16 protein-coding genes are annotated in these 15244 nt (G+C 61.9%); 1 reads left to right on the top strand and 15 read right to left on the bottom strand.

All coding sequences use genetic code 11. The features are described 5' to 3' along the window. Window positions 1-104: 104 nt before the first annotated feature. From AC1RQ5_RS08895 to AC1RQ5_RS08865, 7 genes are all read right to left on the bottom strand, one after another. A complete protein-coding gene (locus AC1RQ5_RS08895; RefSeq protein WP_398479799.1) occupies window positions 105-1277 on the bottom strand; it encodes a phosphoserine transaminase in 1173 nt (390 codons plus the stop codon). Window positions 1278-1397: 120 nt separating this feature from the next. Continuing rightward, window positions 1398-1634 (bottom strand): hypothetical protein, encoded by a 237-nt coding sequence (locus tag AC1RQ5_RS08890; protein ID WP_493198318.1) that lies wholly within the window; start codon window positions 1632-1634, stop codon window positions 1398-1400. Window positions 1635-1877: 243 nt separating this feature from the next. Beyond that, the gene (locus AC1RQ5_RS08885) at window positions 1878-2231 is read right to left on the bottom strand and encodes a hypothetical protein (protein ID WP_493198316.1); all 354 of its coding nucleotides are present in this window, start codon (window positions 2229-2231) and stop codon (window positions 1878-1880) included. A 95-nt stretch (window positions 2232-2326) separates the two neighbouring features. Beyond that, window positions 2327-3154, bottom strand: a complete 828-nt coding sequence (locus tag AC1RQ5_RS08880) for an outer membrane protein (protein WP_398479793.1) — start codon at window positions 3152-3154, stop codon at window positions 2327-2329. Between the two features lie 149 nt (window positions 3155-3303). After that, window positions 3304-4143, bottom strand: coding sequence for an outer membrane protein (locus AC1RQ5_RS08875; protein WP_398479791.1), 840 nt, complete (start codon window positions 4141-4143; stop codon window positions 3304-3306). Between the two features lie 274 nt (window positions 4144-4417). Next, a complete protein-coding gene (glmM, locus tag AC1RQ5_RS08870) occupies window positions 4418-5764 on the bottom strand; it encodes a phosphoglucosamine mutase (protein WP_493198314.1) in 1347 nt (448 codons plus the stop codon). A 230-nt stretch (window positions 5765-5994) separates the two neighbouring features. Beyond that, entirely contained in the window at window positions 5995-6180 is a 186-nt protein-coding gene (locus AC1RQ5_RS08865) for a hypothetical protein (RefSeq protein WP_493198312.1), read from the bottom strand. A gap of 112 nt (window positions 6181-6292) precedes the next feature. Between AC1RQ5_RS08865 and AC1RQ5_RS08860 the strand changes: the two genes are divergently transcribed. Beyond that, window positions 6293-7429 carry an alpha-hydroxy acid oxidase gene (locus AC1RQ5_RS08860; protein ID WP_493198310.1) on the top strand — a complete coding sequence of 379 codons (1137 nt, stop codon included), beginning with the start codon at window positions 6293-6295 and terminating at the stop codon, window positions 7427-7429. A 75-nt stretch (window positions 7430-7504) separates the two neighbouring features. On the opposite strand, the gene AC1RQ5_RS08855 is transcribed toward AC1RQ5_RS08860, so the two are convergent. The 8 genes from AC1RQ5_RS08855 to AC1RQ5_RS08820 form a co-directional block, all read right to left on the bottom strand. Continuing rightward, window positions 7505-8134: a hypothetical protein gene (locus AC1RQ5_RS08855; RefSeq protein ID WP_493198308.1), complete on the bottom strand. Its 630-nt coding sequence runs from the start codon at window positions 8132-8134 to the stop codon at window positions 7505-7507. Window positions 8135-8202: 68 nt separating this feature from the next. Beyond that, window positions 8203-9072: a shikimate dehydrogenase gene (locus AC1RQ5_RS08850; protein WP_398479781.1), complete on the bottom strand. Its 870-nt coding sequence runs from the start codon at window positions 9070-9072 to the stop codon at window positions 8203-8205. A 65-nt stretch (window positions 9073-9137) separates the two neighbouring features. After that, window positions 9138-9788: a YoaK family protein gene (locus AC1RQ5_RS08845; RefSeq protein ID WP_493198305.1), complete on the bottom strand. Its 651-nt coding sequence runs from the start codon at window positions 9786-9788 to the stop codon at window positions 9138-9140. Between the two features lie 32 nt (window positions 9789-9820). Continuing rightward, complete coding sequence (locus AC1RQ5_RS08840; protein WP_493198304.1) at window positions 9821-10327, bottom strand: P-loop NTPase family protein; 507 nt, start codon at window positions 10325-10327, stop codon at window positions 9821-9823. Window positions 10328-10358: 31 nt separating this feature from the next. Further along, on the bottom strand, window positions 10359-12422 hold the full coding sequence (locus AC1RQ5_RS08835; RefSeq protein ID WP_493198302.1) for an elongation factor G: 2064 nt from the start codon (window positions 12420-12422) through the stop codon (window positions 10359-10361). Window positions 12423-12650: 228 nt separating this feature from the next. Next, window positions 12651-13121 carry a DUF992 domain-containing protein gene (locus AC1RQ5_RS08830; RefSeq protein WP_493198300.1) on the bottom strand — a complete coding sequence of 157 codons (471 nt, stop codon included), beginning with the start codon at window positions 13119-13121 and terminating at the stop codon, window positions 12651-12653. Between the two features lie 191 nt (window positions 13122-13312). After that, window positions 13313-13837 (bottom strand): DUF992 domain-containing protein, encoded by a 525-nt coding sequence (locus AC1RQ5_RS08825; RefSeq protein ID WP_398479771.1) that lies wholly within the window; start codon window positions 13835-13837, stop codon window positions 13313-13315. Window positions 13838-13955: 118 nt separating this feature from the next. Beyond that, on the bottom strand, window positions 13956-15158 hold the full coding sequence (locus AC1RQ5_RS08820; RefSeq protein ID WP_398479769.1) for a pyridoxal phosphate-dependent aminotransferase: 1203 nt from the start codon (window positions 15156-15158) through the stop codon (window positions 13956-13958). Window positions 15159-15244: the final 86 nt, after the last annotated feature.

Raw genomic sequence — 15244 nt, 5'->3', positions numbered from 1 at the left:
TCGAAATGGGAGCCGGTATAGGCGCGACAAACGCAGCAATATCCCTCTCCACCGTCGTCCCCGCGCAGGCGGGGACGACAGTTGAGTGGGAGGCTAGATAGTTCTCAAGCCGCCTTGGCGAGCGTCGCCTTGGTCTCGGCAAAGGCCCAGTCGATCCACTGCGTCAGGATCTCGACGTCCTTTGCCTCGACGGTCGCGCCGCACCAGATGCGCAGACCGGCCGGCGCATCGCGGTAATGCGCGAAGTCGAAGCCGGCATTTTCCTTCTCGACCAGTGCGACCAGCTTCTTGGCGAAGTCGGCCTGAGCATCGGGCGAGAGCGCGGTGATGGCCGGATCGACCACCTTCATGCACACCGAGGTGTTGGAGCGGATCGCCGGATCAGCCGCGAGGAAATCCACCCACGGCGTCTTCTTCTGCCAATCCGACAGCACCTTGGTGTTGGCATCGGCACGCGCGATCAACCCCTTGAGTCCACCGGCCGACTTGGCCCAATCCAGCGCATCAAGATAGTCCTCGACGCACAGCATCGATGGCGTGTTGATGGTCTCGCCGACAAAAATGCCTTCGTTCAGCTTGCCGCCCTTGGTCATGCGGAAGATTTTTGGCAGCGGCCACGGCGGCGTGTAGCTCTCGAGACGCGCCACGGCGCGCGGCGAGAGAACCAGCATGCCATGCGCGGCTTCGCCGCCCAGCGCCTTCTGCCAGGAGAAGGTGACGACATCGAGCTTCGCCCAATCCAGCGGCTGCGCGAAAGCGGCCGAGGTGGCGTCGCAAATGGTCAGGCCTTCGCGATCAGCCTTGATCCAGTCCGCATTCGGCACGCGCACGCCCGAGGTCGTACCGTTCCAGGTAAAGACGACGTCCGAATTCTGATCGACCTTGGAGAGATCAGGAATCTCGCCATAGCCGGCATGCAGCTTCACGACATCCTTGAGCTTGAGCTCCTTGACGATGTCCGAAACCCAGCCCTCGCCAAAAGATTCCCATGCAATCGTGGTGACCGGGCGCGGCCCGAGCAGCGACCACAGCGCCATCTCGACGGCGCCCGTGTCCGAGGCCGGCACGATACCGATGCGATAGTCGGCAGGCACTTCAAGCACGTCGCGCGTCAGATCGATCGCGAGCTTGAGCTTGTTCTTGCCGATCTTCGCACGATGCGAGCGGCCAAGAGCGGCGTCCTTAAGTTTTTCGGGGGTCCAGCCGGGGCGCTTGGCGCAGGGGCCGGAAGAGAAATGCGGCACGGCAGGCCGCGAAGCGGGCTTCGCTACAGTCATCGTCTATCCTTCCAGATAGTAAGCCTCCCGTTGGGGGGAGGTGTCCCGCATCCGCAAATATGGGAAAGGCCCCGAAGCGTCAAGCGACTTCGGGGCCTTCACGGGTGATTGATGATGCGCTCAGACAGCGCTCTCGGCTGATCCCCTGCACGTATCGTCATGCGTGCAGGATGCCGTACCGGCCTCACCTTCGTCGGACGGTGACTCCGGCGGCGCCAAAGGCGCTTCCTCCAGCAATTCCTGAGCCTCGATGACAAGCTGCGCAGCCCTGCGCCGGCTGCCCATTTTCATCACGCTCTGGTCATCGACCTTCACGACATAGTCGGCGCCGACCTTCTCAATGGAGTAATTTTTCATGCTTCATTCCAACGCCCCAGACGTAGATAAATACGTCGCTACGTCCGGGCCGTTCCGAAACAAACCCCGTCAGGGCCGCGCTGGTTTATGTCGCATTAACCGGATCACAGAACCGCGCCGTCGCATGATACCAACTGCTGCGAGACATCCTTGTTAGGCGGACGATCACACGGAAAAGAGCAGCAATTGCGTTGCTGCTCTTTCGTTTTCCCTTGCGTGATGATCACCAGACGAACGATTGCGCTATTGCCCAACCTTGCCGGGGAAGCCCGGCGCGCTCGGATTATCCCCAGGTAGACCGCTCGGTGACGCGCCGGTGCCGATGGTGCCCGGTACCGTGGTGTTCGGCGCACCCGGCTGACTGCGCCCACCACCCATTCCGGTGGTACCGATTCCCGGAGAGACCGTCGCTGCGCCCGGCGCCGACGATACCCCACCGCTGCCCGGTGATGGCTGTGGCGCGACCGGGGTATCGATGATGCTGGACGAGCCAGCCGTGCCGCCATTGACGCCGACTCCCTGCGCCGATGCGGCAGAGGTTACGCAGACCAGAACGGCAGCGGTTGCAGATAGAGCGAGCGGAAGACGTATTCTCATGGATGGCTCCCATCATGATTGACGAAGAGCCAACGACGCCGACCATGCCGCGTTCCGTGTCGCACGGCATGGTGAACTCTGCGCGCCATCCAGCGTCAGAACTTGTAGCCGAGGCCTGCCCGCACGGTGTTGATCGACGTGTCCACCTGAGATGTGAAGCGGACATATTCCCACTCGCCGCGCAGGAACAAGCCGCCGACGATCGCCATATCGAAACCGAGACCGGCGGTGTAGCCATAAATCAGGTGACTATACTTGCCGTCCTCGAGCGAGCGGCTGAGCTGGCGCCCCAGCAGACTAGCTGGCGTCGTGGACCCCGGCCCTGCGGTAACGAAATCGCCGACAAACGCGGTACGCACAATATCGGCCTGGCCCAGCGCGAGGCCACCGAACGCATAGGGCAGGAAGTTGCCGAACGCATAGCCCGCACGGGCGCGAAACGTACCCATGTCGCTGATAGCAATCGAGCTCGATGCGCGCGATGTGACCGAATGATAGTTGTTGTCGGAGAGCAGGCTGTAGCGCGCCATTTCACCGGACGACGTGCCACCAAACTTGCCGTGAACGTAGCTCATCTCCAGGCCGATGACGATATCGTCCCACTGCGAGTTGTAGCCCGCGAACCCACCATACACTTCGGAATGTCCGGACTGATTGGAGAAACTGAGCGGCCATGAGGTGACGCCCGTCTCGCTGCCAACCAGCGTGTTGGCGACGATGCTCGACGTCAGGTCGGAATTGGAGCCGCCGAATTTGGTATCGCCGGAGCCATAGCCGGCCTGTGCACCAATGTAGAAACCGTCCCACATGCGCCGCGGCGCAACCGGTTCATCCTGAAACGAACCTCGGAGGAACGGGAGATCGGCGGCCTGCGCGGCCTGCCCGAAACAGAGAGCGGCAACGGCGATCAGAAAGCTACGCATCACGAAATTCCTCAACTCACCAACTGAGTTGATCATCCCCGGTTAACCTTAACCGTTGGTTGCCATCATACCGCCCACGCAAAACAAAACGGCGCGGGATGATCCCGCGCCGTTAAGCAGTATTAAGTCGAAGCGACGTCGAAGGACGCTTAGCCCTTGCGGATCAGCGGCGGCGGCGGCGGCGCGTAGGCCGGCGCAGCATCCAGATTCCAGCGCACGCCGAGGCGAACATCCTGCGAGGTCAGGTCGCGGTACTGGAACGACGACTGACCGGCATTGGTGCCGTCATAGGAACGACCGACGCCGTGAACCGCGGTGCCCATGTTGAGATAGCGATAGGCCAGTTCAACCGTGAAGTTGTTGTTGACCTTGTAGGCCAGACCAGCGTGGGCAGCCCAGGCAAGGTTGGTCTTCGACGCGCCATCGGCGAAATAGGTACCCGGCGCGCCGTTGGCGAGACTGGTATCCATGATGCCGGTTGTGGTCACATTGGCGAAGCCGACGCCGGCGCCGACGAACGGTGTCACGCACCACCAGGTGCCGAGATCGACGTAAGCGTTCACGAGGCCGACCCAGCTCTTGTAGCCGCCATCGAACGTGTTGCTCTGGAAGCCACCCGGATTGTAGGTGATGAAATCCGAGCCGCTGAACTTGACCTTGCCGCGATACTCACCGGTGATATCAGCGCGGAACCAATTGTTGAACTGATAGCCGACACCGACGCCATAAGATACGCCGCTAGCGAAGCCCTGCCCGTTGCGCTGGACAACTGCGGTCGCCGGCAGCGTGCCATAGAGGTCGCTGTGGAGCGACTTGAGGTTGGTGTTGGTCATCCCGATATCGCCGCGCAGATACCAGCCACCGAAATCTTCGACCGGCGGGGGCGCGTACATCTGGGGCGGAGGAGCAATTGCCATGTCGGCGGCGAAAACAGCGGTCGACATCAGAGAAGCCGCACCTGCGGCCAAAATAAATTTCACGCTACGCATTGGCTTCATCCTTGTTGGGCCAGAGAGGCAAACAAACGAGGCCTCTCACTCGGAAACTCACAAACGGACGATGACACCAATGTCTTAAGCGGCACTTAACCCTAACAATTAAGGTTGATAATTGATGACGGTAAAATGCACGACCTTCATCATCCGCCACGCGAGCGCCCAAACTCCTAACGCCGATTTACGATTGTGTAGTTCCAGACAAGCAAAAACGCCGCGCATGAGCGCGGCGTTTTCGATCTCTTAACTATCTAGACGTGGCTGGCGATCAGGCCGCCGCCGCATGTCCCAATGCATGCACGATCGTATCGACGACCTCTTCCACCATCTCGCGATCGTCGCCCTCGCCCATCACGCGGATCACCGGCTCGGTGCCCGACGGACGGATCAACAAACGGCCATGGCCGTTGAGGCGCTGCTCGGCAGCGGCGATGGTGGACTTCACTCCCGCATCGTCGAGCGGCTTGCCACTGCGATAGCGCACATTCTTGAGGATCTGCGGCAGCGGATCGAACAGGTGGCAGACTTCCGACACCGGGCGACCAAGCTTCTGCACCACGGCCAGCACCTGCAGCGCCGCGACGAAACCGTCACCCGTCGTCGCATAATCGGACATGATGATATGGCCCGAGGGCTCGCCGCCGACATTGTAGCCATGCTGCAGCATCTGTTCGAGCACGTAGCGATCGCCGACCGCGGTGCGGATCAGTTCGATGCCATGGCCTTGCAGAAAGCGTTCGAGACCGAGATTGGACATCACGGTGGAGACGATGCCTGGCTTGGCGAGGCGCCCGTCATCCTTCCAGCTCTGCGCGATGACGGCGAGCAACTGATCGCCGTCCACCACATGGCCACGCTCGTCGACGATGATCACGCGATCGGCGTCGCCGTCCAGCGCGATACCAATATCGGCGCGCATCTCGCGCACCTTGCGGCTCAGCGCTTCCGGCGCGGTCGAGCCGCATTCCTTGTTGATGTTGAAGCCATCCGGCTCGACCCCAATGGAGATGACGTCGGCGCCCAGTTCCCACAGCGCTTCCGGCACGACCTTGTAGGCCGCGCCATTGGCGCAATCGACCACGACGCGCAGCCCTTCGAGGCTGATGTCGCGCGGCAGCGTGCGCTTGGCGAATTCGATATAGCGGTCATGCACGCCATCGATGCGGCGGGCGCGACCGAGGCTGGCGCTCTGCGACAGCTTGCGATCGAGATTGTCGTCGAGCAATTCCTCGATCTGCTTCTCGACATCGTCGGAGAGCTTGAAGCCGAGCGGGCCGAACAGCTTGATGCCATTGTCCTCGAACAGATTGTGCGACGCCGAAATCATCACACCGAGATCGGCGCGCATCGACTTCGTGATCATCGCCACCGCCGGTGTCGGCATCGGGCCGACCAGCAGCACATCCATGCCCACCGAGGTGAAACCCGCCACCATGGCATTCTCGATCATGTAACCGGACAAGCGTGTATCCTTGCCGATCACCACCCGGTGGCGATGATCGCCGCGCTGGAACACGATGCCGGCGGCCTGCCCCACCTTCAGCGCCAGCTCCGGCGTGATCAGCCCATTGGCACGCCCGCGAATGCCATCCGTTCCGAAATATTTGCGGCTCATGGTAACCCCCGTCACGCCTGCCCGTCGCAGGCGCCAATTCTCCGTCCAGGCGACTCGCTCGCGCGCGTCGCCTCATATGTGACGGACTTATAAGCCCGCACTGGCTAAATTCCCTTCAAGAAATGTGATGAATCATTACCGGCGCCGGCAATTGTCAACAATAGGTAACATACTGATCACAATAAGCTAAATCGGCTCATCGGCCATCCGGCGCAACGGAACCGGAGGTCTTATCGACTGCGCTTGATGTGACCATCCGCCTTTGAATGGGCCGGCTGGGTCACGCTGACGGGATCCGAGCCAGGAAAAGTCTCCTCCAGCCCCTCTTCAAGGGCCTGCTCCAATTGCTGCTTCTCGGCGTCAGCCGCGGCCTTGTCATGCGACTTGCTGCTGTCGTGCGATTTCGAACGCGTCATGGCTGTCCCTCGGGATTCGACGACATGATGATGACAAGAAGGATGTGGCGGAACATCCAACCATGCTAGATGACCGTCCAACAAGAAATTGCAAGAACGGCTGGGAGCTTTCATGAAGCACATCACCTGCATCGAAGACCTTCGTCTTGAACATAAGCGTAACGTGCCGAAGGCCTTCTTCGATTACGTCGATCACGGCTCCTATAGCGAGGACACGTTCCGCGCCAATACCGAAGATCTGCAAAAGCTGAAATTCCGCCAGCGCATCCTCGTCGATATCGCCAATCGCGACACCTCGACGACGATCCTCGGCGAGAAGGCGACCATGCCGCTGATCTGCGCGCCGGTCGGCTCCACAGGCATGCAATATGGCGACGGCGAAATTCACGCCTGCCGCTCGGCCCAGGCTTTCGGCATCCCCTATACGCTATCGACCATGTCGATCAATTCGATCGAGGACCTCGCCGAGAATGTCGAAAAGCCATTCTGGTTTCAGCTCTATGTGATGAAGGACCGCGGCTTCATCAAGGAGCTGATCGAGCGCGCCATCAAGGCGAAGTGCAGCGCCCTGGTGCTGACCGTCGATCTGCAGGTGATCGGCCAGCGCCATCAGGATATCAAGAACGGCCTCTCGGTGCCGCCGCAGATCTACAATCTCAAGAACATGATCGACTTCATCAGCCATCCCTCCTGGCTGGTGCGCACGCTGCAGGCCAAGCGCCGCAACTTCGGCAATATCGCCGGCTTCGTGAAGAACACGGACGATCTGGAATCGGTGTCGCAGTGGACCGCCCAGCAATTCGACGCGACGCTGAACTGGAAGGACCTTGACTGGATCCGCAGCATCTGGCCCGGCAAGATCGTGATCAAGGGCATCCACGACATCGAGGATGCCCGCGAGGCGGTGAAGGTCGGTGCCCAGGCGATGGTGGTGTCGAACCATGGCGGCCGCCAGCTCGACGGCGCACCGTCGTCGATCTCGGTGCTCCCCGGCATCGTCGATGCAGTCGGCTCGGAGATCGAAGTGATGTTCGACTCAGGTATCCGCTCCGGCCAGGACGTGATGCGCGCGCTCGCGCTCGGCGCCAAGTCCTGCATGATCGGCCGGGCCTATATCTATGGCCTCGGTGCTTACGGTAGCCCCGGCGTGACCAAGGCGCTGGACATCCTGCGCAACGAACTCAGCGTGACGATGGGACTCTGCGGCGTGAACAACATCGCCGAAATCGACAAGCACGTGCTGGTGTAGTAACTCCGCGAGCTCACCGAAAACTCCGTCATGCCCGGGTTGAGCCCGGCCATGACGAGAGCGTCGTGCTTTATCTCACATCGGCGGCGTCAGACCGTCCCGCCCGACATTCACGCGCGCCGTCTCAAACGTTCCATCGGACTTCTTGTCGGCGCCCATGATGATCACCTGAGCGCCCGGCTTGAGCTCGTCCTTGCTGCCCGGTACGAAGGTGACGATTGGCGTGTCGGGCGCAACGGTCACCTTCTTCTCACCGTCCTTGTATTTCACCGTCAGCATCTGGCCGTCCTTGGCCTCGACCTTCTGATCGACGGTGGCATTGGTCATGCTGCTGTTGGGCTTGAGATCCCACGGTCGCGTGCCCTCGCCCGTGCCGCGCATGGCTTCCGGGAAGATATGGATCGCGATCGCCTTCTGCGAGCCATCCGCCTGCGGCATGCCGGTGACGCCGATATAATCGCCGGACTTGATGTCGGTCAGCGCCGCCTTGGTGATGCCGGTGACCGTCGCTTTGTCCGACAGCCGGACTTTCCGCTCGGCGCCGTCACGCGCCTTGATGGTCAGCATCGCGCCATCCACGCTCTCGATGGTCCCGCGAATGCGCAGTGACTGCGGCTGCTGTGCGGAAGCGCTGGATAGAGTGAGAGTTGCCGCCAGCGCCGCGCCCGCCAGCATGCGGGCCGAGGTCGAGATCAGATGAACCATGTTGTGTTTCCTTGAAAGCTGTCCCTGCCTTCAGATGGAAACCCTGCGCCATCAGCGCTATTCCCGCCTCACGTCACTGTGAGACGATCAGCCAAATAGGCCGCCGTGAGATCGGCCTCCACTTCGGCACGCAGTTCCGGCGTCACTTCCGGCCGCTGCCCGAACCACAATTCAAAGCCGCGCACTGCCTGATAGAGCAGCATGCCGAGACCATCCGCCGTGCGCAGCCCGCGCGCCCGCGCCGCTGCGAGCAGTGGAGTTTCCAGCGGCACATAAACGAGATCGGCAACCACAGCATTGTCAGGCAGCAGACCGAGATCAATGACAAGGTCCGGCTGCCCCTTCATGCCGAGCGACGTCGTGTTCACCAGCAGCGCGGCTTGCGGAAGCTTGCTCGCTGCAGCGTGCCACGCCAGCGGAATGACGCGCTCGCCGAACAACTTTGCAAGCTCCTGCGCGCGCTCGATGCTGCGATTGGCGACATAGACATGCTTGATGCCGCGTTCGAGCAAGCCGAACACGACAGCGCGCGACGATCCGCCGGCACCGAGCACGAGCGCATCGTCGGCGTGGTCCCACTCAGGGGCACAGTGATCGAGATTGTCGATGAAACCTTCGACATCGGTATTGGTCGCACGCAGCGTGCCGTGATCGTACCACAGCGTGTTCGCTGCACCGACGGCACGCGCGCGGCGATCCGGCGCTGTCAGCTTCAGCACGCGCTCCTTGTGCGGGATAGTGACATTGGCGCCGATATAGCCCCGCCGCGACAGATTCATCACGAAGTCAGCCACCTCTTCCGGCGGCACGGACTCGATTGTGTAGCCGCCCTCGATGCCCATATGGCGCAGCCAGTGATGATGGATCAGCGGCGAGCGCGAATGCGCGGCCGGCCAACCGATCAGGCAGGCAGCACGGGGCTTGGTAGCGTCGGACATGGTCTTTCCTTCGCTTCAACCGGAAGCGGTCGTCGCATGAGAATCATGCATGGGGCTGATGGCGATCATCGGGCAGGCTTGCGCCACGCTGCAAGGGCGACGATCACCGCGATCAACAATGCTGCACTTGCGGCAAGCCACACGGCGCCCAGGTTAAGATGCAGATAGGCGACCGTGCCGATCGCCGCTCCGGTCACCATTGCGCTCCACAGCAAAAAGTTTGGAAACCACGCCCAAGGCGATCCGCCTTGCAGCGCAGCAGCGAGGAGTTGTCCGATCCGAACCAGCGTGCCGGTCATATAAGTGAGCGCGATGCCCGTGGTGCCACCATCGGCCTGAAACATCGCATTCTCAAGACCCATCGCCAGCACGATGGCGATGATGGTGATGTCGGGCGCCCCCAGCTGATAGGCCAACCCGCCTGCACCGAGCAGCAGGGTCTCAGTGACCAGCAGCATCCATTGGCGATGCCTGCCACGGCCATGACCGACCAAGCTGCCGAGGCCGGCGCCGACCACGAACAGCGCGATCAGCTTGAGCGCTTCCAACGCCTTCGGCCAGTTGAGCTCGGCAACCATCACACCAAGCCGGGTCGAATTGCCGCTCATGAAGGAAATAAAGAGCCCGCCGAGATGGATGAAACCGACGCCATCGACATAGCCAGCCAGCGCGCTCAAGGCACAGGCCAGCGCGAGATTACTTTTCACAGTCAGCATGGTCGCCCGACTTCCCCACCGCGTTACCGCATTTATTCAAAAGCGGAGGCGGAAGGGCAAGAGCTCTGAGCAGAATTCATGAGGAAGTCCGCCTGCTCGGCGCGGCTCTGAAATCTCAATCTGGTACCCGTAAAGCCATCGAAGAGCGACTGGTGGCCCGCAAACGACGTCGAGGTCGTGCGCCGCCAATAGGCCTCGGCCCAGTCGAGAAAGGCTGCATGGTCGGTGTCCGCGGCGCCCTTCCATGGGCCTCGCTCGGTCAGCCCGTCTTGGCAGACCTGCCACGGCATATCGAGCCAGATCAACGTGGTCGCAGATGGCAGCGCGACTGCGGCGAGCCAGCCATAGACGCCCTCGATCACCCAAAGTGGCTCAGCAGCAAGTTCGGCCACCATCGACGCCGCAACGTGCTCATCGCGCTTCACCGTGACGTCGTCCTGCCAGTGCACGCGGTCGAGGTCGGTGACCGGCATGTTTTCGCGTCGGGCAAGCTCACGCGCCAGCGTGGTCTTGCCCGAGCCGCTATTGCCGATGATCACAACCCGCGGTCCAAGCGCCATGGCGCCGATACTACGCCGCCACGCGATGCGCCGCCACGATCTGGTCGGCAGTGCGACCGTTCACTTCCGCCATGTGATCGAAACTGCGGGTGAAGCTCCCTGCTCCCGCCGTCGCCGAGCGCAGTTCGACGATGAGATCGCCGATCTCCGCTTCGGGCAATTGGGCACGCACAACGTCCCAGCCCGTCCAGCCCTCGCGGGTGTCGAAACCGATGATCTGGCCGCGCCGGCCGGACAGGATGGCGTTGATCTTCGCCGTCGCGTCGGACGGGCACACGATCTCCACCGCATGGATGGGCTCCAGCAGCACCGGCTGGCAATGCGGCAAGGCCTCGCTGACACCGATCCGCGCCGCCGTGCGAAAAGCCTGATCGGAGGAGTCGACGCTGTGATAGGCGCCATCGGTCAACGTCACCTTGACGTCCACGACGGGAAAGCCGAGCGGCCCGCGGGCGAGCCCATCGACGACCCCTTCCTCCACGGCGGGGATATAGTTGCGCGGCACCGCGCCGCCAACCACCTTGTCGTGAAACGCAAAGCCCTCGCCGCGGGTTTGCGGGCCGATCTCCAGCAGCACATCGCCGAACTGGCCGTGGCCGCCGGACTGCTTCTTGTGCTTGCCGCGATGGGTAACCGGCTTGCGAATGGTTTCACGATAGCCGATCGCAGGCGGTTGCGATTTCACATGGATGCCGAAGCGATCACGCAGCCGCTCCACGGCGACGCGCAGATGCATCTCTCCCTGCCCCCACAGCACGACGCCATGGCTCTGTGCATCATTGATGGAGTTGAGTGACGGATCCTCCTCGGTCAGCCGCAACAGGGCCTGACCGAGCTTCACATCGTCCTTGCGGTCGATCGATGCCAGCGCCATCGCCAGCACAGGCGACGGAGCAGCGCCGAGCTGCAGGGCATCGGGTGCGGCTTTTCCGGTCGCACAGACTTCGCCTGTCTTGACGACATCGAGCTTGCCAAGCGCAACCGTGTCACCCGTATTTGCGTGCCCCCGTTTGTCGCCGCCATGTGTCAGCGCGAGGATGCCGGAGAGGCGACCGCTTTCGCCTGATGATGCGATGACGGTTGCGCCATCATCGATCTGCCCCCGCAGAATGCGCGCGTAAGACAGTTTGCCGCCATGTTGCAAATGGCTGGTCTTGAAGATGTAGGCCAGCGCGTCTTTGCCGGCAGGCACACCAAGGCGACGCGCGGTATCTGCGACGCCCGGCGCCTCATGGCGCAGCGCCTTCATCAAGCGCAGCACGCCATTCTCGCGGATCGCCGAGCCGATCAGCACCGGACAGATCAGCCCATCACGCAATTCACGCGCGAGATCGTCGAAGACAGCGTCGGCCGGCGGCGCGATATCGTCGAGCAACTGCTCCATCAGTGCATCGTCGTGATCGGCGAGCTTCTCCAGCATCGAGAACCGCGCTTCCTTCTCGCGGTCGAGGTCGTTGCCGTCCAGATTCACGACTTCGGACGCCTTGTGCTCACGATAGACGAAAGCACGCTCCAGCGCGAGATCGACGAAACCGGCGACAAGATCCCCGTTCCAGATCGGAATCTGCCGTAGCACCAGCGGCACGCGCGAAGCCGGCTGTAGCGTCGCCAGCGTCTCGCGCACGCGCTGATGCGCGCGGTCGATCTTGTTGAGAAACAGAAAGCGCGGAATGTGCAGCTCTTCCAGCTCGCGCAGGATCAGCTGCAATTGCGGCAGCTTGCGTTCATCGGCTTCGCAGACCACCACCGCCGCATCCACGGCCGGTAGCGCCGCACGCATGTCCTGCGCGAATTCGACCGAGCCGGGGCAATCGATGAAGGTGTAGTCATCGCCCATGAATGTCGTCGTCACCGTGGTGAGACCGACACCCATTTTGTGTGCGCGTGCCTCGGGTGTCGCATCGCCGATGGTGTTACCGGCTTCGACACTCCCGGCTTTCGGGATCGCTCCCGTGCGCGCGAGGATCGCTTCCAGCAGTGTGGTTTTTCCGCTCTGGAAAGGGCCCACGAGTGCAATACATCGTGGACCGCTGGGTTTAAAAGGGATTGGGGGACTTCTCAGGTCTTGTCCCATACGCCGCCTCCTGATCTGGAGCTCGGCCCGTGATTGGGTCGGCGCAAGGATGCTCCGCCCGGTTCGGCAATTTGGCAAGACGGAAACGTCGCTGCGCTGCGATGGCAGAATTGGCGTCGTGTAGGGTGGGCAAAGCGAAGCGTGCCCGCCCTTGCATTCACAGACGACTGTGGTGGGCACGGCGCAACAGCGCCTTTGCCCGCCCTTACATCGTTTCTACAGAACGACTTACCGCCCCGGACGCAGCTCCAGGCTTTCGAGACCGGCGGCGATATTGATGCCGGTGGATCCCTGCAAGCTCAGCGGCTGCAATGCGATTGAGTTCTGCGAGCCGCCAACCAGCACATTGGCGCCGAGACCGACGCCGAATGACGCGGAGCCCTGCGCGCCCGCGTAATTGCCGGAGATATCGCCCTGCCCCGAATAGTTCACCGGCGCGAAGACAGCCCATGCCAGCGCCGTTTCCTGCGTGATACCGATATCGAGGCCGACCTTGCGGATGGTTGCCACATAAGGCTGATCGGCACGGCCGGTACCGGTCAGCACGCAGCCGAGATTGGTCACCGAACCGACGATGAAGCCGACGCTGGCACCGCCACGACAGTTGAGAACGCCAAGCTGTACGGGCTGCTGCGCCTGCGCGCTGAAGGTGACAACGGTTGCGGCAGCAAGGCCGAGAAAGAGTGAGAGGCGGCTCATCGAATGATCTCCGGATGACGGTGTGATGCTTGGATCGACGACGCGGCAAACCCGATCACATCCGCGTCAACGAACTATCCATATCCAATGATACCGCTCAATGACAGCGGGCCGCCTGCCACACGCCCAACAAAAAGGGCCCGCTTGCGCGAGCCCTTTCGTTAACCTTGTCATTTAGTCAGCGCGATCGCTTAGTTGCGGTTGCGGCGCTGCTTCTTGTAGCGGTGACCGCTGAGCGGGCCGGTCGATTCCAGCTGCAGCTGGACGACGCCCGAAGCCACGTTCAGGCCGGTCTGGCCCTGCACCGACACCGGCTGCAGGCCGTACAGATTGTTCGGGCCACCGACGAGGAAGTTGCCGCCGAAGCCGACGCCGACCGAGGCGTTGGTGCCGACACCACCGTACTGACCGGCGAGACCGCCGCGCGGCACGCGGGTGGTCGGAGCGTAGATCGCCCACTGAACGGTGGTGTTGTCGGTGAAGCCGAGATCGAGGCCGAAGCGGCGGATGTTGGCGACATAACCTTCAGCGCGGCCACCGGCGCTCTGGAAAACGCAGTTCAAATGCGCGTTCGAGCCCAGCACGTAACCAACGTTCTGGCCACCACGGCATTCGAGCACGCCAACCTGCACCTGGCCGGGCTGCTGGGCATTCGCGGTCGCAACCGACGCCGAGAGCGCCACGGCCGCAAGGCCGATCATCTTGGAAAGTCGCATAGTAGAACTCCACCTTGGGGATTTTGATAGCGTGGGACAGTGATGGAAGCGCCGTGTCAAAAACATGGCGCTTCCGCGATTAAGCCCCGAAATCGTCAAAAGTTTCGCAGCTTCTTGGTTACCGAAGATTTCCGCAGAAGCGCTGGATGCGATTGCAGGCATCTTCGAGGTCCGACGTCTTGGTCGCGTAGGAGATACGGAATGCCGGGCCGAGGCCGAAGGCCGATCCCTGCACCACCGCAACGCCTTCGGTTTCCAGCAACTCCGTCACAAAGTCTTCGTCATTGGCAATGACCTTGCCCGAAGGCGCAGTCTTGCCGATGGTGCCGGCGCAGGACGGATAGACATAGAAAGCGCCTTCCGGACGCGGGCATTCGATGCCCGAAGCCTGGTTCAGCATGGCCACCACGAGATCGCGGCGCTCCTTGAACACGGCATTGTTCTTCGCGATGAAGTCCTGCGGACCATTGAGCGCTTCCACGGCTGCCCACTGCGCGATCGACGACGGGTTCGAGGTCGACTGCGACTGGATGGTCGACATCGCCTTGATCAGGTTCGCCGGGCCGCCGGCATAACCGATGCGCCAGCCGGTCATGCAGTAAGCCTTCGACACGCCGTTCACGGTCAGGGTGCGATCGTAGAGTTTCGGCTCGATCTGCGCGACGGTCGTGAACTCGAAGTCGTCATAGACCAGGTGCTCATACATATCGTCGGTCATCACCCAAACGTGAGGATGCTTCACGAGCACATCGGTGAGCGCCTGCAGTTCGGCCTTCTTGTAGGCCGCACCGGTCGGGTTCGACGGCGAACAGAGAATAACCCACTTGGTCTTCGGCGTGATCGCAGCTTCCAGGGCTGCGGCCTGCAGCTTGAAACCGAATTCCGCGGTGCAGGTCACCGACACCGGCGTGCCGCCTGCGAGCGCCACCATTTCCGGATAGCTCACCCAGTACGGCGCCGGGATGATGACTTCATCGCCGGGGTTCAGCGTCGCCATCAGCGCATTGTACAGCACCTGCTTGCCGCCGGTGCCGACGATGATCTGGTTCGGCTTGTAGGTGACGCCGTTCTCGCGCTGAAACTTCGCGATGATCGCGTCCTTCAGCTCGGGAATGCCGTCCACGGCGGTGTACTTGGTCTTGCCCGCCTCGATGGCGTGAATGGCGGCCAGCTTGATGTTCGCCGGGGTGTCGAAATCGGGCTCGCCCGAACCAAGGCCGATGACGTTGCGACCAGCGGCTTTCAGCGCACGCGCTTTATCCGTGACCGCAATCGTTGCGGACGGCTTCACGCGGTCGAGAGCGCTAGACAAGAACGACATCATCTTCTCCTTGGGGAAACAGCCGGAGACCCGCGGTCCGCGGCGATAAAATTACGATCCTGCTTGGGATCGGCGCACCCTAGTGC

Source organism: Tardiphaga sp. GW821-FHT12E02 (genome assembly GCF_058807155.1).
This window is presented reverse-complemented; position numbering and strand designations above follow the sequence as displayed.